We start from the raw sequence: 21,732 nt of genomic DNA, 5'->3' as shown, positions 1-21,732 counted from the left end.
GCCGCACCGCGGTCTCGGCCTGCACCGCGACGTACGAAATGTGGTCGTCGACGCCGAAGGACGCCTTGAACGTGTCCACCACCCGCCGGCCGGGGCGCCGGCTGGGATGCGTGGCCTGATCGGTCGCCGTACCAGGAGAACCACCGCTGGACGAGGCCGGCGCCGGACCCGTCGCCGCCCCTGACCGACGCCGAGGCCAGCGGCGCGGTCAGTGCCCCGCCAACGAGCAGCGCGCCCGTCAACACCGTGACTGCCGTCAACCGGCGGGACCTTCCGTGCTTCGAACTTGCCACTGAACATCCTCCACCAAGGCCGATCACGTGCGCGAGCGACACCCAGCGTCGCGCCGTTCGGGCTGCTCAGGGAAGGTCGGCACGGGAACCTTAAGGCGGAAATCAAGGTCCCGAAAGAATCAGCACCTTGAGTGCAGCTTCATGCCACCCGGCCCGGCGGAACCTGTCGTCGCGCTTGCCGGGCACCACGCCACTCGCGAAGGCGCGCGAGCCGGATGCGGGAAACCCGCAGCAACTGTGCGGTTTCGGGCGGACGTCCAGCCCTGCCGGACCGACGATGCTGGGACGGCATTCCGGCGGGAGCAACCGGCCGGAAGCACCGACGGCCCGCGGGCGAAAGGGGCAGGATGGGCGCCACCGGGAGACGGCGGATCCCGGCACGCAAGGCCAGGAGCCCGTTGTGGGCGCGGCTGTGCCTCACCGTCGGCGCGCTGCTGCTGCTGGCCAGCACCGGCTCCCTGGTCGGCGGCGAGCTGCTCCTGGCGCACTTCGGCGACCAGGTCACCCACTCCGGCGGCCTCGGCTCGGCAGCGGCCGGCCACGACATCGACGGACCGCTCAACCTGCTCCTCGTGGGCATCGACGAGCGGACCGGCAACGCGGCGATGGGCGCCCGGTCCGACTCGATCATCATCGCCCATGTGCCGGCGAGCCACGACGTGGTGTACCTGACCAGCATCCCCCGTGACACGCGGGTCTCCATCCCGCCGGACGCCCGCAGCCAGTACCGCGGCGGCACCGACAAGATCAATGCCGCCTTCGAGTTCGGCTTCCAGCACGGCGGCGGCCGCGACGAGGGCCTGACCCTGCTCGCCGAGACGGTGAGCAACCTCGTCGGCGGGCTGAAGTTCAACGGCGCCGCGATCGTCAACTTCGACGGGTTCAAGGACCTCGTCGAGGCCCTCGGCGGCGTGCACATGTGCGTCGACGAGCGCACCACGTCCATCCACACCGGCTGGAACACCCGCACGGGGCAGGAGGGTGAGCCGTACAACTTCAATGCCGACGGCATCCCGACCACGTTGAAGCCGAACATGCGCCCGCAGGTGTACGAACCCGGCTGCTCCGACATGGCCGCCTGGCAGGCCCTCGACTACGTGCGGCAGCGTGACAAACTCGCGAACAACGACGGCGACTACGGCCGGCAGCGCCACCAGCAACAGTTCATCCGGGCCATGCTGGGCAAGGCCACCAGCGCCGGCGTTCTCACCAACCCGCAGAAGGTCGATCACATGCTCAACTCGATCGGCAAGGCGGTGTCGTTCTACAACAACGACATCCCGCTCGCCGACTGGATCCTCACGCTGCACGGCATCACGCCGGAGCACATGGTGACGCTGAAGGCCAACAACGGCCGGTACAACACCGAGGTCGTCGACGGCCAGTCGTACGAGATCCTCGACGCCACCACCAGGCAGCTCCTCGCGGCCATCGGCCAGGACCGGGTCGCCGAGTTCGTCGCCGCCCACCCGGAGCTGGTCAACGACAGCACCGGCACGCCGCCGAGCCCGGCCGGGGCCGCCCCGTCGCACCGGAGCCCCGCGTGACCGCGAGGGTATCCCGGCGCTCGGTCCTGCTCGCCCTGGGCGGCGTCGGGCTGCTGGCCGGGTGCGGCGATGACCAGGCGACCTGGCACGCCGACGGCGAACTGCCCGGCGACTCGCGCTCGGGCGACGAAGCCTCGCCGAACGTGTCGGATTCGGCCACGCCGCTGGTGGTGCCGCCGGCGAACCCGCCGACCGCCGGGGTGTGCCCACCACCGCTGGGGGTCGTGCAGAAGCAAGGCGGCCCGCAGTACGTCCTGCCGTGCCACGGCACCGACATCGCCCTCACCGTGGACGACGGGCCCGACCCGACGTACACGCCGAAGATGCTGGCCCTGCTCGCCCAGCAGGGGATCCGCGCCACGTTCTGCATGATCGGCCACAGCGCCGTCACCCATCCCGACCTCGTCAAACGCGTCCTCGACGGCGGCCACCACATCGCCAACCACACGTTCAGCCATCCGTTGAACATCGCCAAGCTGCCGGCGAGCGCCGTGCGCGCCGAGATGGCGAAGGCGACCGACGCGATCGCCAAGGCGTCGGGGAACGGCTACCGGCCGACGCTGTTCCGCTCCCCGGGCGGCGCCTGGTCCTCGACGGTGCTGGGGCAGTGCAGCGCCCAGGGGCTGCGCGCGCTGGACTGGACCGTCGACCCCCGGGACTGGAGCCGCCCCGGCGTCCAGCACATCGTGACCACGATCCTGACCAAGACCCGCCCCGGCTCGATCATCCTCGAGCACGACGGCGGCGGCAATCGCGAGCAGACCCTCACCGCGCTGGGCGTCGTCCTGCCCAGGCTCCGCGATGCCGGGTACACATTCGTCCAGCCCTGAGCCCGCCGACGGCCGGCGGTTGCAGGGCTGGGCGGTGTGGCCGGGGCGTCCCGAGGGCTCAGCCGGCCAGCGCCGGTCGGCGGGCGGTCCGCCGCCGCAGCCCCGGCAGCCAGCGGACGAGCTCGGCGGTGTTGCGGTTGGAGCCGTAGGCCAGCAGGGTGAGGAAGACGCCGTAGACGGGCAGGTGCCCGAGCATCTCGGTGCCGCCGAACAGCAGCAGTGTGGCGTTGAACGGGATGCCGGCGACCAGGACGGCGACCTGCGGCAGCGCGCCGGAGATGACGAGCAGGCCGAAGAGCAGCTCGGTGGCGCCGGCGACGGCGACGAAGGTGTCGGCCGGCAGGTGGATGCCGACGAGGGCGAACACGTCCAGGTGCGGGAAGAGCCGCAGCGTCTCGCGGGCGAGCGCCGGGTTGGCGAGCTTCTCGGCGAACGCCAGCGTGATCAGCGCGCCGCCGGCGCCCAGTCGCAGGGCGAGCAGCCCCCGCCGCAGCGTCACGGCGTCCGGTTCGACCCGGCCGAAGGTGGCGTCCGAGGGCGGCACGAACGCCAGGAAGACCGCGACCCCGAGCAGGTCCATGGCCGACAGCAGGCCGACCGGGCCGGTCACCAGCAGGGCCAGCGGACCGGCCAGCGCGAGCAGCACGGCGGCCGGACGCAGCCGGATGCCGGTGATGAACCAGATGCCGAGCGCGCCCTCCAGCAGCAGCAGCGTGGAACCGCCGGTCAGGTCCTCGACGTCAAGGTCGTGGGTCAGGAAGTGCCCGGAGACGGCGGCGCCCAGCAGGGACACGCCCAGGTGGATGGTGAGCAGCCTGGGCACGTACGGCACCAGCCGCCCCAGGAATCCCAGCACACGCAGCTCGGGGACCGGCAGGTACCGCACCGCGACGTACCGCCACAGCAGGGTGACCGCCACGACGGCGAGCAGGAACGCCAGCGTCAGCGGGCGCAAGGCGAACGACCAGTCGGTGGGGTAGGCGCCCGGGTCCGGCACGAACCACTTCTCGTGCGCCGAAGCCGGGGCCGGCACGGCGAGCAGCACGCCGACGGCGGCGGCGAGGGCACCGCAGCGCCCGAGAATCCTCTTCATCGCTGTCACTCCGTTGTCTGTGGCGGTCCCCGGTGGTCGCCGCCATTGATTTCTGCCACCTTTCTTACGGCCACCGTGGCCGCTGGTCGAGGGTTTCGGCCGATGTCGGGACCAACGGCCCGGGGTTTCGGGACCCGCGCCATATCTGTGCTGCCCGTCGATGCCAACAGATCGGCGCGATCCGCCGAGACTTCGTCGGTCCGCCGGTCAGGAGGGGACGGCGCGGTCGACGACGACCTCGTAGACAAGGTCGGTGGTGATGGAACCGATGCGGGCGAGCTCGGAGGTGATGCGGGCCAGGTCCGGCATGTCGGCCGCGAGGACCTCCGCGACGTAACACGCCTCCCCCGTCACCCGCACGCACCGCACGATCTGTGGTTCGCGCTCCAGGACCGCGGCGACCTTGTCGTACAGCGCGCCGTGGACCTTCATCCGCACGACCGCACGTAACGGCAGCCCGCACGCGGCCGGATCGACACCGGCGGAGTAGCCGGTGATGACGCCGCGCTGCTCGAGGCTGCGCAGCCGGGCCCGCGTGGCGGACACGCCGAGATGGATGGCGCCGGCAAGCACGGTCAGCGATGCGCGGGCGTCGCGCTGCACCTCGGCGAGCAGTTGCCGGTCCACCTCGTCGAGCGGGCTGTGCGGTGCGGCCATCGCCGAAGATTACCGCAAATCCTGCGGCGATCACCCCGCGATACCGCACGATCGGGCTACTGCACGGTCGCCGGCGACCGTAGCGTCGTAGGCGTGACCGATTCCCACATCGAATTCGCCTACGTCGACGTCTTCGCGTCGGCGCCGCTGACGGGCGCGCCGCTGACCCTGGTGCCCGACGCGGACGGCATCACCGAGCACCAGATGCGGGCCATCGCGCGCGAGTTCAACCAGTCCGAGACCACGTTCGTCCTGCGGCCCTCGCGGCCCGGCACGACCCGGCGGCTGCGCTCGTTCACCCCGACCGGCGAGGAGGTCTTCGGCGCCGGGCACAACGCGCTGGGGGCCTGGCTGTGGCTCACCATCTCGGGCCGGCTCGGCCTCGACGGCGACGAGGCCACCGTCAGCCAGCACATCGGTGAGGACGTCCTGCCCGTCCACCTCCGGCGTACCGAGGGCGGCGCGGTCGTCACGATGGAGCAGTCGCCGCCCGTGTTCGGCGCCGTCGTCACGGACCGGGCCGGCCTCGCCGGCGCGCTCGGCTTGGGCGAGGCTGACCTGGTGCCCGACCGGCCGGCCCGGGTGGTGTCCACCGGCGCCGGACACCTGCTGGTGCCGATCCGCGACCGGGCCGCCGTCGACCGGGCCGCGCCCGACGCCGCCCGGCTCATCGCGGCGCTGCGCCAGGTCGGCGGCGAGGGCTGCTACCTCTACACGGACGACACCGTCGACGGCGGGGCCACCGCCTACGCCCGGTTCTTCAACCCGGCGATGGGTATCTGGGAGGACCCGGCCACCGGGACCGCGGCCGGCCCTCTCGCGGCGCTGCTCGTCGCCGACCGCATCGTGACGCCCGCACCCGCGGGCCAGGCCACCGTCGTCATCGAGCAGGGACACGCGATGGGGCGGCCGAGCAGGATCACGGTAACCGTGTCAGGATCCCGGGTACAGATCAGCGGGTCCGGCCTGATCGTCGCCAGCGGCACCATGACCCTGCCGGGAGCCCGCGCATGACGCCCGAGGACGAACGTTTCCTGCATCGCGCGATCGCGCTGGCCGCCGGCTCCCGCGCGGGCGGCGACGCACCGTTCGGGTCGCTGCTGGTCGGCCCCGGCGGCGAGGTGCTCGCCGAGGACCACAACACCGTGCTGTCCGACGACGACATCACCGCCCACCCGGAGCTCAAGCTCGCCCGCTGGGCGGCCCGCAACCTGCCGGCCGGGGTCGCCGCCGGCACGACGCTGTACACCAGCTGCCAGCCCTGCGCGATGTGCTCCGGTGCGATCGACCGCTCCGGCATCGGCCGCGTCGTCTACGCCCTCTCCGGCGCGCAACTGGACGCGCTCAAGCCCTCCGGTGGATTCCCGCCCGTCCCCCAGCAGGGGCCGGCGATGTTCGCGGCCGCCCGAGCGGCCGTCGAGGGCTACTACACCTGACGGGCGATCCGGGTGGCCGGCGGCCGGCGCGCGACGGCCGCCGTCACGCCCTCCCGTCCAGCCGGTCCTTGGTGATCGCCCACAGCCGGGCCGCCGCGCCGGCGTCGAAGTCCGGGCCGTCCACGGCGATCCGCCGGCCCTCCACGATCGCGCTGAGCGCCTCGCGGGGCGGGTCGTCGATCGCGGCGAGGATCGGAGGCAGCGCGGCGGACGGTGGCTTGGCGGTGGCCCGCATCGCCTCGATGTGCGCCTGCGTCGCCCGGTCATACGTGCCGGAGAACCCGGTGGCGGTGACGCCGGGGTGGACCAGGACGTACCGGATGCCCGGGTACCGCTGGGCGAACGCGACGCCGAGCAGGTCGTTGAGCTTGCCGCCCTGGCCCAGCGCCGCGCCGCCGTGGTAGTTGCGGCGCAGTTCGAGGTCGTGCCAGCGCACGAGGTGCAGCCCCGCTCCCGGGCCGGCGACGTTCACCACGACCGGCCGGGGCGCTCGCGCCATGACCGGGGCGAGGCCGTGCCCGAGCAGGTAGCGGCTCAGGTAGAACAGGGCGAAGTTCTCTTCGATCCCTTCGGCCGTCTCGGTGCGTTCGCTGCGGTAGTGCCGCGCGCAGAACACGAGAGCGTCGACCGCCTGGTGAGCGGCGGCGACCGCGTCGACGGCCTTCAGCGTCTCGCCGACCAGGCTCAGGTCCGCGGTGAGGAACTGGGCCCGTCCGCCGAACAGCTCGCGGCCCTTCGCCGGGTTGCGCCCGATCACCACGACGTGGTCGCCGCGGCGCAGGCGCTCCTCCACGAGCACCCGGCCGATGCCGTCGGTGCCCCCGGCGACGACGACCGTCCTCATGCGACGATGACCTTCTCCGCGACGTGCCCGGCGGCAACGCGCGCACCGGCGAGCGCCGCCGGGCCCCCGGTGTTGGTCGTGTCGATCGCGGAGGTCGTTCGCCCAGCCAATATCACCGATGCATCCTATTGGAAAAGTAGGATTTGATCCACGGGCCGTGCTGTGCACCATCTGCCCGCCATGTCAGCCCGGACGCTCCCGTTGATCGAAGCACCAAGACCGTGCCGTACGGCCGGTTGCACCGACCAGAGGGCGCCGTCCACGGCTGCCGGCCGAACAACGGCCAGTCGCACCGACCAGAGGGCGCCGTCCACGGCTGCCGGCCCAGCACCGGCGCGGCCCGTTCGGCGCCGGTCGCTCAGCCGTCACGGCCGGCGACGAGAGCGTGCGTCAGGGTGCGGGCGAGCAACCGACCGGCTTCGTCGGCGGCTCTGCGTCCGACCAGGACTTCCTCGTTGGCGGCGCGACCGAGCCCATGGATCATCGCGTACATCCATTCGGGGGGCAGATCGGTGCGTAGCTCGCCCCGCTCGGCGGCTTCGGTCAGCCACCTCAGCAGCGGCTCATCGGCGTCGGGGCGGCGCAGCGGCGCCTCGGCAACCCGGTCGGGACGCTTGTCGAGGAACCGGTAGCGCTCGCCGACCCGGATGATCCCGGGGCCGAGGCGATCGAAGACCGCCGCAGCGGTGGCGCCTGGCGCGATCGCGGTCGTGACAACCGCTCGCTCCTCCTCGACGACGAGGTCGATGAGCACCTGGATGAGGTGTTCGCGCGTCGGGAAATGCCGATAGACGGTGATGCGCGCCACGCCGGACCCCTCGGCGATCTGCCGCATGCTCGCCTCCGGGTCGGTCGCGAGTATCCGGATCGCCGCGGCGATCACCGCGTCCCGGTTGCGCCGGGCGTCCAACCGCCGTTCGGGTTCCGTCACGTTGAGGTCACTAGCGTCGCCCACCCGGTAAATGATACAACCTGTCTCAACTGATACAGCTTGTTTCACTTGGAGGACTCGTGAGTGGGATCGACGCAGCGGACACCGGCCCGTCGAGGCGCAAGCAACGGATGACACTCGTCGCGGTGGCGTTGGGCGTGGTGATGGTCAGCCTGGACGGCACCGTCGTGCACATCGCCAACCCGACGATCGCCCGCGACCTCGGCGCGTCGATGACCGGTCTGCAGTGGGTGACCAACGGCTACCTTCTCGCGCTGGCGGTGACGTTGATCGTCGGCGGCAAGCTCGGCGACAGGTTCGGCCGGCGCCGCGTCTTCGTGCTCGGCGTCGCCGGTTTCGCGCTCGCGTCGCTCGGGTGCGGCCTGTCACCGTCGACCCCGGCCCTGATCGCCTTCCGCGTGCTGCAAGGACTCGCCGGGGCCTGCCTGGTGCCGAACACCCTCGCGATCCTGCGATCGACGTTCCCGCCGGCCGAGTTGAACCGTGCCATCGGGACGTGGGGTGCCGCATCGGCGTTCGCCGCTGCCGCCGGCCCGATTGTCGGTGGAACGCTGGTGGAGTACCTGTCCTGGCCCGCGATCTTCGTGCTGAACGCCCCGATCGGACTGGCCGCCGCCGCGTTGGCGGTCCGGTGGGTCGACGAGAGCCGCGCCCCGGGCCGCGCTGATCGCTTCGACATCGTCGGCGCAGGTGCGCTGGCCGGGGCGTTGTTCGTGTCGGTATGGACGCTCACCAGCGCCGGCCGTGCGTGGTGGTACCTGGCGACGGGCGCGGTCGCGGCGGCGGTCCTCTTCGCAGGGTTTGTGATCCGGCAGCACCGCTTCCCCGCGCCGATCCTTCCGCTGTCGCTGTTTCGTTCCCGGGCCCTGTCGGTGGGTGTCGTGCTGATCGTGACCGGGAACATCGCGCTGTACGGCGTGCTGTTCTCCATCGGCCTGTACATGCAGAACGTGAACGGCTACTCGCCGCTGGAGACGGGTCTTCGCCTACTGCCGCTGATGGCGGTGTTCATGGTCAGCTCGCCGCTGGGCGGGCGCTTGACCGAGCGGCTGGGTTCGCGCTGGCCGCTGGCCCTCGGCATGGCACTGCTCGCGGCCAGCTTCCTCGGGCTGGCCGGCCTGTCCGCAAACTCCCCCTACAGCCAGCAGTGGCCGTGGCTGATCCTGCTGGGGGCGGGCATGGGGATCATCGTGGTCGCCGGGACCGAGGCCATCGTCGGGACGGCTCCCGTGGAGCACAGCGGGGTCGCGGGAGGCCTGCAGACCACCGCGAACCAACTCGGTGGCGTGCTCGGCACGACCGTGTTCGGGACGGTGATCGCAACGATCGTCGCACGGACACTGCCGGCGCAACTCCACCGCGCGGGCGTCCCCGATGCCGTCGCGGATCAGGTCCTCGCCCACAAGGGCCTGGCCGAACAGGGGATCGCTCCTCTCGACGCGCACCTGAACCACTCCGCGCAGACGGACGATCTCGCCACGGCCGCGATCACACGAGCAACCGAACACGCGTTCATGTCCGGCATGCATACCGTCATGTGGGTCGGAGCCGGCATCGCGCTCCTCAGCGCACTCCTGGCGCTGCTGATCCCGGCCCGGCGCCGGGAAAGCGCCGGGGCGCAGGCGGCGCACACACATCAGCAACGTCCGTCGCATGAGCGAGCCTGACCGTTCGAACTTACCGCCAGACTGCGCCGTTCGTATGCAGCATCGACCAGGCGGCATGGGCGTAGCTGACGAACGCGGCGGGGACCGGCTCGTCGAGCAGCGGCAGGTCAAAGGTCGCCAGGTCGACGACCTCGACCATGGCTCGGCCGTCGGTGACGGCGGGGTGTCCTGCGGCGGTGTCGGTGACCCAGCGGGCCACCGACTCGCCGCGGCGGCCGGGACGGGTGCTGCCGACGACGGCGATGCGGATCACGGTTCGTATCTCCTTGCGGTCATGATGGGGTGGGTCAGCGGGGTCGGTAGGCGCCGACGGTCTCCAGGTGGGCGACGGTCGGGGGTTCGACGCAGATGTCGTCGAGCGCGGCGCGGTAGCGCTGGAACGAGGCGAGCCGGTGGTGCGCAGCGTCGCCTGGGCCACCGTCGGACTCGATGACGGCCAGGAACTGGCCGGTGCCCTCCACCTGGAACGTCTCGTAGCGCAGCCCCTTCGGCTCGGTGCGTTCCAGGTCCGCGTAGACCGCGCGCAGCAATTCGGCGCTGTGGCGGATGTGCTCAGGTTTGACCGTGTAGCGGATCAGCACCCGCATTCTGGGCTCCTTTCGCTGTGCTGGGCAGGCTACTTTCATCGGACGTCCTGTATTTCGTAAGACAGCATGTCTTTCATAAGACGCTATGTCAAATGAATGCTAGGGTCGGGTTCATGCCCCCCACGCGGAAGTACGAGCAGCGGCTGCGCGCCCAGGCCGCCGTGGACACCAAGTGCCGCATCCTCGACGCGGTCTACCAGCAGCTCGTCGACGCGCCGTCCGAACCGGTCAGCCTGGACAAGGTCGCGAAACTCGCCGAGGTGGCCCGCTCGACCATTTACACGGTCTTCGGGTCTCGTGCGGGCCTGTTCGACGCGCTCGGCATGGACCTACTCCACCGCGGCGACTTCACCGGCATGGTCCACGCCGTCCTGCAGCCCGACGCCCGGCAGGGCCTGCGCGACGGCATCCGCGGCAACGTGCACATGTACGCGGCTCACCGCGACGTCCTGCGCGCCCTGTTCTCCATGGCCCAACTCGACGCCGACGCAGTCGGCGGGGCAGTCCAACGCCTGGAACAAGGCCGCGCCGAAGGCATGAACGGCCTCGCCCAACGCCTCCACGAACAGCACACGCTGCGCGACGGCGTCACCGCTGACCAGGCCTCCGACGTGCTGTGGCTGCTCACCGGCTTCGACAGCTTCGACCTGCTGTTCACCGGTCGACAACTGTCCACCGACGCAGTCACCGCCACCCTCGCCGACACCGCCGAGCACACGTTGTGCCGGCCTGCGCCGGACACTCGTCAGGATCGAACGACGCGTTGACCGCTGGTCCGCCAGACGCGTAGACCACGGCGACCCGAGTTCGTGATCCCCCTTTGCCACCACACACGATGCGTCGAGTCCGGAGGGTCCGATCGCAGTCCAGTGCGATGGGGACGACATGTCCACGACTGGGGAGGTTCGCCGTCCGCAAACCGGGGAGGGCTCAAGTCCGCGATCGGGGAACTTCCGTTGTCCCTGACAGCGTCGCTTCGCCGCGGCAAACACCGCCGTTGACGGAACGGCCTCCGCTCTTCTGCCGATTCCCGGCGGGTCGCGAGCTTCGAGAATGGGCTGGTGCTCCTCGAATGGCTGTCTTCGCTGCGGAACGGATCGGTCGATCCCCAGGCCGTGGCCACGATCGTGACCGTCGTGTCGCTTCTGGTCCTCGTCCGGATGTGGTTCTGACTGCGGTACACCCTGTCTCCCGACCGCCACGGCGACCAGACGGACACTCATCGACACGGAGATGCCGAAGAAGGCCTGCGAGGCAGTCCCGCTGACGATCCGGGCGATCGCCATGGTCGAGTAGCTCGTGGCCAGCGCGGCGAGGACGTTGCCGACCAGGAACACGGCAAAGACGAGCATGAGCGCCCTCGTCGGCGGGACGCGAAGCAGGGCCGCCGTCAGGATCGGGCCGCCAATGGCCATCGCGAGGGCGAAGATCGTCACGAGGTACCCGATCCGTTCGATGCCCACGCCGAGTCCCCCCGGCGGCGATCTCCTCGGCCCAGGCCAGGAACTCGTCGGCCTCGGCCACCCGGACGGAGGCCGCGTCCCGGCTTATGGTCGCGACATCGATCGCGAGCGGTAGGGCCGGAAGAACTCGCGCAGCTCCTCGGCGTACACCTGCGGTTGCTCGAACGGGGCGAAGTGCCCGCCGCGTGCGTGCTCGCTCACCCGCACGGTATTGGCGATCCGGTCGAGCCAGGGCCGGGGCGGCCGCACGAGGTCGGCCGGGAACAGCGAGAAGCCCGACGGCACCTCGACCCGGCGGGCGTGCTGCGCGGGCGGGATGGCGCCGTTCACGCGGTACATCCGCATCGCCGGCCCGATCGTGCCGGTGAGCCAGTAGATGGTGACGTTGGTGAGGATCTCGTCGCGGGTGAAGGCGCGTTCGACGTCGCCGCCGCAGTCGCTCCACGCGCGCAACTTCTCCACGATCCAGGCGGCGAGCCCGGCCGGCGAGTCGTTGAGCCCGACGGCGGCGGTCTGCGGCTTGGTGCGGTGCATGGCGGCGTAGGCGCCCTCGGCCGCGGCCCAACCGGCGGCGCCGTCGAGAAAGTCGCGTTCCTCGGGTGCGAGGTCGGCGCGGTCGCCAAGAAACACGGGCAGCCCAGCATCCATGCGGTGCACGGCCACGACCCGGCCGGGGTGGTCGAGGGCGAGGTAGCGGCTCACCCCGCTGCCGATGTCGCCGCCGGCCGCGCCGAAGCGCTCGTAGCCGAGGCGGCGCATGAGCTCGGCCCACAGCCCGGCGACCGCGATGGTGTCCGGAGGCGTCCCGGCGGGCCGGTCGGAGTAGCCGTAGCCGGGCATGTCCGGCACGACGACGTCGAAGGCGTCGGCGGGGTCTCCTCCGTGCGCGCCGGGGTCCGTCAGCAGCGAGATGACTTTGGTGTACCGCCAGAAGGAGTCGGGCCAGCCATGGCTCAGGATCAGCGGCAGCGCCGTTGCGGCCGGCGCGTTGGCGCGGGCGTGGACGAAGTGGACGCGGTGCCCGCCGAGCGTGGTCCGGTAGCGGGGCAGCCGGTTCAGCGCCGCCTCCTGCGCCGGCCAGTCGAAGCCGTCGGCCCAGTAGGCGGCGAGCTCGCGCAGGTACGCCACGTCGGCGCCCTGCGACCAGCCCGCGTCCTCGGGTGCGTCCGGCCACCGCGTCGCCCGCAGCCGCGCGCGAAGGTCGTCGAGGACAGCGGACCCAGTGCTCGTCCTGAACGGCTCAATCATGATTGATACGGTACGTGAGGGTTTCGGTCCGTGCGGGAGGCGCACCACTATTCGCCGCGCTGGCCCCGGCGCGCAGCATGGGCTTCAAATCGTCGGGAATCGTCATTACGAGCCGCATCGAACCGCGATTTACCTGCGCAAGCAGACAGTCTCATTGTCCATTGTGGATTTTGATTGCTCCAAGGTATTCCACACCATCGTCGGCTGGCGCCTCGCCGAACACCAACCGACAACGACAGTGCACCAGCCGGTCAGAAGACGTAGTCGCTGTAGCTGTAGGGGCGGCCTCGGTCGTAGATGGCGCGTAGCCAGGGCTGCCTGACTTCGGGCAGTCGGGCCAGGACGCTGAGGAGAATCCGGCCGTCCGGCTCGAGCTCGGCCCACCGGCGCCACGGCGAACCGGACGGCAATGGATCCACCGCGAATGTGCCCGGCTCCAGCACCGAGTCGAGTGAACCCGGCCCGCTCCCGTACTGCTGATGTGCGTGGACGGGAAGCGCCACCCTTGACACGGGAACCGTCAGCGCGGCTCCGCAGGTCCGGCAGCCGAAAACTGTCATGTGCCCCCCCGTGTGCCGACTCAAGTCAATCTAGAGCACCGCCTCAACCCGCTGGCCGCACCCATTGCCCTGATCCCCCTCGGTCTGCTGTCTTCCTGATTGCCACCGTGGTCATGCGTGATGACGTCTGGGCGCCGAAGTGGCCATGGCGAGTTGATCGTCCACTTCGGACTTTAAAGCTGCCGGTCGTGGATGCGACCGGCAGACAGGCGGAGCCTTTGCAGCCCAGAACTTGGGCAACGAATTGCCGGCTGAGCCTCTTGCGCATGCCGCCGCGTTGAGCTGGGCCGCGCCGCGAGCGGAACTGACTGTGCCCGCACCGGTTGGCCGCGAAGCTATCGTCGCAACAACGACAGTCACGGGCGTGCAACCTCGGCACTGCGCAGACTCGCCGGCTATGAGATTGACCCGAATCCTCGTCGTCGCGGTCACCGTTGCGGCGACAGTGGCGATCGCTCCCCAGGCCGCGCTCGCCATTCCCCCCGGCACCGGATGGTCCGGCTCCTGGAAGTACACCGGCGGCACCAGCGTGCAGGTCAAGCTGGACGTGCCGGGGGCGAAACTGGTGGCGAACGGCTGGGACGCGCTTGGGACGCGCGCCTTCGCCCTGAACATCACCGACACCGTGGCCGACGGCAAATGCGCCTACGTCAAATGGACCGCGGCCGCCACCACCGAGCACTGGGCCTGCGGCAACGGCACCACCGAGCAGGTCACCGGCCTGCCGACCTCGACCAACGCCATCACCGCGGTCCTGTGCCGCGACTCCACCGCCCACAACAACAAGACCAACTGCAACGTCATCGACGTCCCCTCGTCCTACACCGACGAGTTCATCCGCACCGAGGGCAACGGTGTGCAGTGGCATTACTACGACGCCAGCGAGCACTACGACGGCGGCGAGGACTGGGGCGCCTGGATCACCATCGGAGACGTCGACTTCGACTACTTCGGCTGGGACGACACGCCGGAGGGGCAGCGCTGGATCCGGTCCTTTCTGTCGGTCTTCGCGCCCACCTGCGCTTCGGGCACCCTGCTCAACGCCACCCCGGCGTCGAGCCTGTCGTACTGCTCCCAGAACCTCATCGACGCCCTGCCGGTCACGCACGTCACCGGTACGGCGTGGGGCCGGGGCTGTACCTGGGCCATCAACAGCCGCGTCCCCAACCCGCCCAAGCACTGCATCACGGTCCGCGTCCCTGAGCCCAGCTGACCCATAGGGCCCAGTGCGCTGAGCCGGGGCGGGTCCACAGGATCCGCCCCGGTTCACCGTTCAGGAATGGCTTCGCCGGGTGTCGAGTCCGGTGCGGCCCGTCCGGTCGAAGTGCGCCGCCACTTGCCGACTGATGGTCCACAACGGTGAGATCGTCTCATGATCGATGTGGCTCGTGTGGCGAGATGGTGTTCCGGCGTGACGAAGTCGCGGGCGTTCGAGGTGGCGATCGTGCTGCTGGTCGGCGCCAACGCGATGGTCCTCGCCGTCGAGACCTATCCGCACCCGGGCGCCATCGGCGTCGTGCTGGACGAGCTGGAATGGGGCTTCCGCATCGCGTTCGTCTCCGAGATCGCGATCCGCATCCTCGCCCACGGCCGCCGGCCGCAGGACTTCTTCAAGCAGGGCTGGAACGTCTTCGACTTCATCGTGATCGCGTCCGCGTTCGTGCCCGGCCTCCACGGCGACTCCGCCGCCCTGCGGGTCATCCGCATCGCCCGCGTGGTCCGCCTGGTCCGCTTCTCCCCTGGCCTGCGCACGATCGTGACCGCCTTGCTGCGCAGCCTCCCCGGCGTCGGTGGCTTCCTCGCCCTGGCCCTGGTGTCGCTGTACGTGTACGGGATGGCCGGCTGGTTGATCTTCGGCAACGTCTACCCGCAGGATTACGGGACCATCGGGCGCGCGGTGCTGACGCTGTTCGTGCTGCTGTCACTGGAGAACCTGCCGGACCTGATCCAGAAGGGGGTGGAGTTCTCACCCTGGACGCTCATCTACTACGTGAGCTATGTGGTGCTGACGGCCAATCTGCTGATGAACATCCTCATCGCCGTCATCGTGAACTCGATGGAGGAGGCCCGCCGGCTCGAGATGACCGACGGCCTGTCGCCGGACTACGACGTCGACGGCGACGGCGTGCCCGATGAGATCGACCGGATCGCGGTCAGCCAACGCCTCGATGACCTGCGCGCGCTCGTGCAGGAGTTGGAGCGGGAGTTGCGCATCGACCGGGGGCCCGGCGGTACGTAATGCTCGCCGCGCCGGAGCAGGCGGGAGCGCCGGCCCCGGGGAGAGGACCCCGGAGCCGGCGCGTCGCTGGAGCTACGCGGAGATCTGGAGGGTGGTCCACCCCTCGGCGTTGGCCGCCTTGTCCAGTTCCGCGACCGCGCGCAACAGCTTGTCGCCCGGGATGGTCCCGGCGGGGACGGTGACGACGAACTCGCCGGTCACCTCGGCGTGCGGGGCGAGCTTGCCGATCGGCAGTGCCGCCGGCGCGACGGTGAGCGGCGCGTCCGCAGCGAGCCGCAGCTGACCGGAGACGGCGGCCGCGCTCTCGTTGCGCAAGCGCACCTGGACCGTGACCGTGCTGCCGGCGGCAGCGGACGACGAGCTGAGCGTCAGGGCCGGCGGCGCGGGCGGCTGCGTGTCGTGCGAGGTGTAGACGCGCAGGTAGTCGACCCGGTTCACCGCGGCGGCCGGGCTGGACGCGTCGGCTTCGATCCGCAGCGTGTGCGTGCCGTCGGCGAGACCGCCGGCGCGGACGAGCAGCTCGTTGTAGATGGCCGTGGCACGCGACAGCGAGATCGGGCCGCCCTGCACGACGCCGTCGACGAGCACGCGCAGCACGCCGCCGTTCGGCCCGCGCCAGCCGTACACGTCGACGCCGGTACCGGTGAACGTGTACTCGGCCCAGTTGCCCGTGCCGGCACCGCCGTGGTAAGCACCGTTGTAGTTGTCGACGTCGTTGGCGGCGTTCCAGCCGTTGAACCGCCAGCCGGGCGCGTTGTCGTCGACGATGGTGCCGTTGTCGACGGCCGTCGGGGCCGGCTGCGCGGCGTCGACCACGGTGCGGAAGCCGATGGTCGCGGCGCGGTCGCGTCCGGGAGCCATCAGCAGGTACTTGCTCTGGTGGTCGAGCCGGTAGGCGGTCTCGTTCGAGGGGAAGTACCACGTCGAGCCCAGCGCGCGGTAGTAGCTGCCGCCGCGCAGGACGGCGGTGCGGGTGTGCTCGTCGGTGAACTCGTCCGTCCACTGCCACACGTTGCCGACCAGGTCCAGCACGCCGAACGGGCTCGCGCCGCTCGGGTGCGCGTCGACGTCGTCCGGCGGGCGCAGCTCGTCGCGACCGCTGAACGTCGCCGGCACGCGGGTGGCGTCGAACGTGCGGCCCCAGGGGTAGCTGCGGTTGTCGAGGCCCTGAGCGGCGTACTGCCACTCATAGCTGTGCGGCAGCCGGGCCTTGGCCCATTTCGCGTAGGCACGCGCATCCTCGATCGACACGAACGTCACGGGCTTCTTGGCCCAGCCCGCCTTGTACTTCGGACGCTGGTTCGCGCTCCAGTCCCAGTGCGCGAGGAAGTTGTGGCTGTCCTCGGGACGGTAATTGGTGGCGTCCATGAAGCGCTGGAACTGCTCGTTCGTCACCGGCGTCTTGTCGATGTAGAACGGCGCGATGTTGATCGTCAGCGCGTGGTAGCGGCTGGGCTGCGCCTCACCCGGGAACTGGACGCCGACCCCGGGCAGGATGCCACCCTCGATCTCGACACCGCGCACGGCGAAGCGGTAGTTGGCGGCGGGGATGTACACCATGCCGGCCGGCGCCTGCTGCGCCTTCCCGGTAGTGTTGATCTTCGTCATGGTCTGGGGCAGGACGAAGTTCGCCGCGGAGTAGCTGGACAGCGGACGCTTGGCGTACTTGTTCATCGTCCGCTGGAACTCGTCGAAGTCCCGCGGGAGGTCGGCGGTGGTGCTCGCGAGCACCGCACCGAAGCCCTTGCCCTCGATCGTGAACGACAGCACGGCGCGGTTGCCCGTCACCTCGGGCTTGAGCTCGACGCCGCTCCAGACGTCGTAGTAGCGGATACCGGAGCTGTAGTCGACCTCGAGCTGCGCACCGGTGCGCGGGTTCGCGTCGCGGTTGACGATCGTCCACAGCGTCTGGCTGCCCGTCTCGGACGGCCACTTGCTCGCGTACACGCCGGCCTGCCGCGTCGGGGTGTGCGGCTCCCACTTCGAGCTGACCAGCAGCTTGGGGAACTTGCGCTCGATCTCGGCGACGCGGCGGGTCGCCTCGCCGTCGCGCTCCGTCATCCCGTTCCAGATGCCCCAGATGTTCTCCCAGGTCGACAGGCCCGTGCCGTTGAAGAACGCGGAGTGCAGCAGGTCGATCTTGCTCTTCGACCAGCGGTCGTTGACGTGCACGGTGTGGCGCGGCTCGAGCCACTTGTTGGCGCTGACCATGGGCACCGCGGCGTCGTTCGTCCAGTAGCCCCACGACATCGTGTTCCAGCCGACGGCCGCACGGCCGGCGGCGGCGGTGGAGGTGCCGAAGTTGCCGAGGCCGAGCTCGGGCTCCAGCACGAGGGGGCGGCCTGCGGCCAGCGAGTTGTCGAAGTAGTCCTTCGTGACAATGCTCAGCACGTCGCCGTTGAGCCCGTCGGCCCCGATCTGCGCCATGACCCGGGGCAGGACGTCCGCCCAGGTCGACGCGCCAGGGTCATGCGAGCCGTAGTCCCAGGACATGATTGGGAACAGCACGCGCACGCCGCGGGCCTGGAACTCGGCAACCATCTTGCGCACGCCGTCGAAGCCGCCCGGCATGTCGCGGATCATCTCGACGGTGTTGCGGTTGTCCACCCCGATGTTCGGGTAGGTGGGCCAGAGCAGGATCGAGTCGATGCCACCGAAGCGGCGCGTCACGTCGTCGAGGTACCGGTCGACGGTGTAGCGCTGCTTGGCGGGGTCGTAGAGGTAGCGGTCCTCGATCATCGTCTGCGGCTGCATCGGGTTGCTCTGCGCCCACTGCAGCTCCGGGCGCGCGTAGTTGCTCGGGTCGTAGCCGAAACGCGCGTGCTCGGATTGCCGCCAGGCCTTCATCGCCTCCAGCCAGTTCGCGGTGTCCGCCGGCGTGGCCGGTCCGAGGATCTGCTGCGAACGCGAGCCTCCGATGACCACCTGGTAGGCCGGCGTCTCCGCCGAGGCGGCCTGCGGGAACAGCTCGCCGATGGCGAACAGTCCGGCAACCCCGCCGATGCCGCCGAGGAGGCGGCGGCGGTTCAGTCCGGTCGAGCCGAGGGCCTGCGTCATCGCGTCGCGCTGGGGCGCGTGCGCTTGCTCGTCGGGCGTCATGGTTCCCTCTCCTGTTTGGGAGTCGGTTGGGTAGCAACACGAGTTGATGCGGTTCGATGCGGTGGTTCGACGCATGTACCGCGTCTGGCCGGGTGGGGCAGGGGGTCCGAGCGCTGCGGCGGCGGGCGCTCCGATGGAGGCACCCGTCAGCGGAGGTGACGCTGCCGAGGATGCCGCGCGGGCATCACGGGGCCGTCGATGCCCGCGCGGGTGTGCCGCTGCGCGCATCGGCCGGCAAGGCCGCCGCTTCGGTGTCGTGCATGTCTGGGCTGGATCGGTTGGGGCGCATCAGGGCAGTGCGAAGCGTCGCGACGCGATCGATGCCGATCGCGTCCGCATCGGGGACGGGGTTCGGGGCCTGGCCGGCCAGGTCAGGCTGGACCTCAGGGCAACAGCGGTGCTGGCCCTAGGGACGGTTCGTCGGCTTGCACGGACATCCTCCCGTGGTTCATGGGTTGAGGCCGCGGATGGTGACAGTGGTATCAACACGCGTTGAGGACCCCAAGGCAAGCGGACCGGACACCGTGCAGCAAGAGCCGGACCATGGTTGTTACCGGTTCGTGACACGCGTGTCGCGTTCACGTTTTACGCACGGCAAACGCCGCCGCCCGGGGCGGTTGAGCCCCGGATGCGGCGACCGGCGCATTACCGAACCGTTACGTCGGCAACCCCTTGCACATCGATGCCGGGGCGGCAATACTCCTCCATCAACACGAGTTGTCAACACGAATTGAAGGGTTGCGATGGTGGTAACTCGCCGCGACGTAGCGCGCTTGGCAGGCACCTCGGAGGCCGTCGTCAGCTACGTGCTCAACGACGGACCTCGCAACGTCGCACCCGCGACGCGCCAGCGGATCGTCGAGGCCATCAAGGAACTCGGTTACCGCCCCAACGCCGTGGCCCGGTCGCTGAAGACTTCTCGCACGATGACCATCGGGCTCGTCGTGCCCGACAACTCCAACCCGTTCTTCGCCGAGCTGGCGCGTGCGATCGAGGACGTCGGCTTCGCCTCCGGCTACACGATGCTGCTGGGCAACGCCATGGGCGACGACGTCCGCGAGGCGAAGTACATCCGGACCCTGATCGACCGGCAGGTTGACGGGCTGATCGTGGTGCCGGCACACGGCCCGCGGGGCTGGATCACCGAACTCTCCGACACGCCTGTGCCCCGGCTGGTGCTCGACCGAGAGCTCGAGCTCCCGGGCGCCACCCACGTCCTGGTCGACAACGAGGGTGGCAGCTATCAGGCCACCACGCACCTGGTGCAGCACGGCCGGCAGCGCATCGGCTGCCTTGCCGGTCTCGCCGGTCTCCACCCGACGGTCGACCGGGTCGCCGGCTGGCGCCGGGCGCTCACGCAGGCCGGCCGGGACTCGGCGGATGTGCCCCTGATGCACGTGCCGTTCGGGCGAGCGGACGGCTATCGCGCCGGCCTGCGCCTGCTGTCGGGCGCGCAACGTCCCGACGCGCTGTTCGTCGCCAGCGACGAGCAGGCCCTCGGCGTGCTGCGGGCCGCTGCGGAACTCGGCTTGCGGGTCCCGGACGACGTGGCCATCTGCGCGTTCGACGGCATCGACGGCGCCGCCTACACGGTGCCGGCGCTGACCACGATGCGTCAGCCCGTCGACCAGCTCGGTCGCTCGGCGGTCGAGTGGCTGCTCGGCAAAATCGCCAACCCGGAACTCTCGACGCGGCGAATCATCCACGAAACCAAGCTCGTTGCCCGCGGCTCCTGCGGATGCCCGGATCCCGCGGGCGGCGACTCAACGATAGGTGAGCACCACAATGTCTGAGCCCGGTGTTGTCGTAGTGGGCAGTCTGAACATGGACCTGCGGGTACGGGTGCCGCGCCTGCCGCGACCGGGAGAGACGGTGCCGGGCGGCGACCTCGAGCGCGGGGCCGGCGGCAAGGGGGGCAACCAGGCGGTCGCCGCCCGCCGGTTGGGCGTGTCCACCACGATGATCGGCCGCGTCGGCGACGACGAGTTCGCCGACCAGCTCAGCACCACCCTCGCCGAGGCCGGCGTCGACATCGGCGGGGTGACCCCGGTCCCCGGGCCGACCGGCACGGCACTGATTCTGGTGGACCCGACGGGCGAAAACATGATCACGATCTCGCCCGGCGCCAACGGGCGGCTTCGGCCGGACGGACTCGGCGCGCTCAACCAACAGCTGCGCACCGCCGGCGTGCTGCTGCTCCAGCTGGAAATCCCGATCGAGACCTGTCTCGCGGCGGCACGGCTGGCCCGCGCGGCCGGGGTGCCCGTCGTGCTCAACGCCGCGCCGCTACCGCCCACTGTGGACGGTGCGCTGCTCGAGCTCATCGTCCTGGCCGACCTGCTGGTCGTGAACGAGACCGAAGCGGCCGGACTGATCAGCGACGCGACGAGCTCAGCCGCCGGGGCCGACCCGCACGCCTACGCGCTGGCGTTGCGCCGCCTCGGCCCGCCCGAGGTGGTGGTCACCCTGGGTGCCGACGGCGCCGTGCTGGCCGGACTCGACGGGCACAGCCAGCACGTCCCGGCATTCCCGATCGAGGTGCTCGACGCGGTCGGCGCCGGCGACGCGTTCTGCGCCGAGCTGGCCGTGGCCCGCGCCACCGGAGAACGCGACCTGCACGTCGCGGTCCGCCGCGCGTGCGCGGCGGGTGCGTTGGCCGCGACCCGCCTGGGCGCGCAGAGCGCCCTGCCCAGCCGCCCGGAGGTCGACGCGCTGCTGTCGGCTGCGGAAACGCCGATCCCCGTCAGCGGAAAGGCGCACCATGCGTAGCGACGGCCTCTGGCATCCTCGCCTCATCGAGGTCTTGACCGGCCTCGGCCACACCGACATGATCGTCGTGGCCGACGCCGGCCTGCCGGTCCCGGCCGGTGTGGAGCGCATCGACCTGCTGTGGCGCCGCGGCGAACCCGGCTTTCTCCCCGTGCTGCGGACCGTCCTCGCCGAAGGCGTTTTCGAGCACGCCACGATCGCCACCGAACTCACCGATCAGGCCACCGTCGAAGGCCTCGCCGCCTCCCTCGGCCACATCGGCCGGTCGGCCGTTCCGCACGAACAACTCAAGGAACTCACCGCGGGCGCCCGCGCGGTCATCCGGACCGGCGAGGCCACCCCGTACGCCAATGTCGTCCTGCACGCAGGCGTCGCGTTCTGACGTTCGCCCCCGCGCCGCACCCGTCCGACACCTGCGGCAGGAACAGCACCACCCCCCGACACAAAA

At 70.4% G+C, this 21,732-nt stretch carries 20 protein-coding genes; 11 read left to right on the top strand and 9 right to left on the bottom strand.

Features of this window, described 5'->3' with window-relative positions; all coding sequences use genetic code 11:
* The first annotated feature begins 640 nt into the window (after positions 1-640).
* Together AB0M46_RS14530 and AB0M46_RS14525 are read left to right on the top strand one after the other, a co-directional pair.
* A complete protein-coding gene (locus AB0M46_RS14530) occupies positions 641-1,840 on the top strand; it encodes an LCP family protein (protein WP_363335989.1) in 1,200 nt (399 codons plus the stop codon).
* Positions 1,837-2,670, top strand: coding sequence for a polysaccharide deacetylase family protein (locus AB0M46_RS14525; RefSeq protein WP_363335987.1), 834 nt, complete (start codon positions 1,837-1,839; stop codon positions 2,668-2,670). Before AB0M46_RS14530 ends, AB0M46_RS14525 begins: the two co-directional genes overlap by 4 nt.
* 58 nt (positions 2,671-2,728) lie before the next feature.
* Here the strand turns inward: AB0M46_RS14525 and AB0M46_RS14520 are convergent, their stop codons facing one another.
* Positions 2,729-3,763: a hypothetical protein gene (locus AB0M46_RS14520; protein WP_363335985.1), complete on the bottom strand. Its 1,035-nt coding sequence runs from the start codon at positions 3,761-3,763 to the stop codon at positions 2,729-2,731.
* Between the two features lie 207 nt (positions 3,764-3,970).
* Entirely contained in the window at positions 3,971-4,420 is a 450-nt protein-coding gene (locus AB0M46_RS14515; protein WP_363335983.1) for an Lrp/AsnC family transcriptional regulator, read from the bottom strand.
* Positions 4,421-4,513: 93 nt separating this feature from the next.
* Between AB0M46_RS14515 and AB0M46_RS14510 the strand changes: the two genes are divergently transcribed.
* Positions 4,514-5,434 carry a PhzF family phenazine biosynthesis protein gene (locus AB0M46_RS14510; RefSeq protein WP_363335981.1) on the top strand — a complete coding sequence of 307 codons (921 nt, stop codon included), beginning with the start codon at positions 4,514-4,516 and terminating at the stop codon, positions 5,432-5,434.
* Positions 5,431-5,856: a nucleoside deaminase gene (locus tag AB0M46_RS14505; RefSeq protein ID WP_363335979.1), complete on the top strand. Its 426-nt coding sequence runs from the start codon at positions 5,431-5,433 to the stop codon at positions 5,854-5,856. Before AB0M46_RS14510 ends, AB0M46_RS14505 begins: the two co-directional genes overlap by 4 nt.
* Positions 5,857-5,899: 43 nt before the next feature.
* Here the strand turns inward: AB0M46_RS14505 and AB0M46_RS14500 are convergent, their stop codons facing one another.
* Together AB0M46_RS14500 and AB0M46_RS14495 are read right to left on the bottom strand one after the other, a co-directional pair.
* The gene (locus AB0M46_RS14500) at positions 5,900-6,700 is read right to left on the bottom strand and encodes an SDR family NAD(P)-dependent oxidoreductase (protein WP_363335977.1); all 801 of its coding nucleotides are present in this window, start codon (positions 6,698-6,700) and stop codon (positions 5,900-5,902) included.
* Positions 6,701-7,058: 358 nt separating this feature from the next.
* The gene (locus AB0M46_RS14495; protein WP_363335975.1) at positions 7,059-7,610 is read right to left on the bottom strand and encodes a helix-turn-helix domain-containing protein; all 552 of its coding nucleotides are present in this window, start codon (positions 7,608-7,610) and stop codon (positions 7,059-7,061) included.
* Between the two features lie 101 nt (positions 7,611-7,711).
* Between AB0M46_RS14495 and AB0M46_RS14490 the strand changes: the two genes are divergently transcribed.
* A complete protein-coding gene (locus tag AB0M46_RS14490) occupies positions 7,712-9,319 on the top strand; it encodes an MFS transporter (protein ID WP_363335973.1) in 1,608 nt (535 codons plus the stop codon).
* A gap of 10 nt (positions 9,320-9,329) precedes the next feature.
* Here the strand turns inward: AB0M46_RS14490 and AB0M46_RS14485 are convergent, their stop codons facing one another.
* Positions 9,330-9,572, bottom strand: a complete 243-nt coding sequence (locus AB0M46_RS14485; protein ID WP_363335971.1) for an NAD(P)H-dependent oxidoreductase — start codon at positions 9,570-9,572, stop codon at positions 9,330-9,332.
* A 34-nt stretch (positions 9,573-9,606) separates the two neighbouring features.
* A complete protein-coding gene (locus AB0M46_RS14480) occupies positions 9,607-9,906 on the bottom strand; it encodes a hypothetical protein (protein ID WP_363335969.1) in 300 nt (99 codons plus the stop codon).
* A 113-nt stretch (positions 9,907-10,019) separates the two neighbouring features.
* Between AB0M46_RS14480 and AB0M46_RS14475 the strand changes: the two genes are divergently transcribed.
* The gene (locus tag AB0M46_RS14475; protein WP_363335967.1) at positions 10,020-10,673 is read left to right on the top strand and encodes a TetR/AcrR family transcriptional regulator; all 654 of its coding nucleotides are present in this window, start codon (positions 10,020-10,022) and stop codon (positions 10,671-10,673) included.
* A gap of 780 nt (positions 10,674-11,453) precedes the next feature.
* Here the strand turns inward: AB0M46_RS14475 and AB0M46_RS14470 are convergent.
* Positions 11,454-12,617: an epoxide hydrolase gene (locus tag AB0M46_RS14470; RefSeq protein ID WP_363335965.1), complete on the bottom strand. Its 1,164-nt coding sequence runs from the start codon at positions 12,615-12,617 to the stop codon at positions 11,454-11,456.
* A 251-nt stretch (positions 12,618-12,868) separates the two neighbouring features.
* Positions 12,869-13,120, bottom strand: coding sequence for a hypothetical protein (locus AB0M46_RS14465; RefSeq protein ID WP_363335963.1), 252 nt, complete (start codon positions 13,118-13,120; stop codon positions 12,869-12,871).
* Between the two features lie 454 nt (positions 13,121-13,574).
* On the opposite strand from AB0M46_RS14465, the gene AB0M46_RS14460 reads away from it, so the two are divergent.
* Positions 13,575-14,390: a hypothetical protein gene (locus AB0M46_RS14460; protein WP_363335961.1), complete on the top strand. Its 816-nt coding sequence runs from the start codon at positions 13,575-13,577 to the stop codon at positions 14,388-14,390.
* A gap of 198 nt (positions 14,391-14,588) precedes the next feature.
* Positions 14,589-15,416: an ion transporter gene (locus AB0M46_RS14455; protein ID WP_363335959.1), complete on the top strand. Its 828-nt coding sequence runs from the start codon at positions 14,589-14,591 to the stop codon at positions 15,414-15,416.
* A gap of 72 nt (positions 15,417-15,488) precedes the next feature.
* Here the strand turns inward: AB0M46_RS14455 and AB0M46_RS14450 are convergent, their stop codons facing one another.
* Positions 15,489-18,515 (bottom strand): SUMF1/EgtB/PvdO family nonheme iron enzyme, encoded by a 3,027-nt coding sequence (locus tag AB0M46_RS14450; protein ID WP_363335957.1) that lies wholly within the window; start codon positions 18,513-18,515, stop codon positions 15,489-15,491.
* Between the two features lie 743 nt (positions 18,516-19,258).
* Between AB0M46_RS14450 and AB0M46_RS14445 the strand changes: the two genes are divergently transcribed.
* The 3 genes from AB0M46_RS14445 to rbsD are packed head-to-tail and all read left to right on the top strand — an operon-like array spanning position 19,259 to position 21,666.
* Positions 19,259-20,308, top strand: coding sequence for a LacI family DNA-binding transcriptional regulator (locus tag AB0M46_RS14445; protein ID WP_363335955.1), 1,050 nt, complete (start codon positions 19,259-19,261; stop codon positions 20,306-20,308).
* Positions 20,301-21,284, top strand: coding sequence for a ribokinase (locus AB0M46_RS14440; protein ID WP_363335953.1), 984 nt, complete (start codon positions 20,301-20,303; stop codon positions 21,282-21,284). The genes AB0M46_RS14445 and AB0M46_RS14440 overlap by 8 nt, the downstream gene beginning before the upstream one ends.
* Complete coding sequence (rbsD, locus tag AB0M46_RS14435) at positions 21,277-21,666, top strand: D-ribose pyranase (protein WP_363335951.1); 390 nt, start codon at positions 21,277-21,279, stop codon at positions 21,664-21,666. The genes AB0M46_RS14440 and rbsD overlap by 8 nt, the downstream gene beginning before the upstream one ends.
* Positions 21,667-21,732 lie beyond the last annotated feature (66 nt).

This window comes from Dactylosporangium sp. NPDC051485 (assembly GCF_040682015.1).
GTDB lineage: Bacteria > Actinomycetota > Actinomycetes > Mycobacteriales > Micromonosporaceae > Dactylosporangium.
Note: the sequence above shows the minus strand (reverse complement) of the source record. Positions and strands in the feature narration are given on the sequence as shown.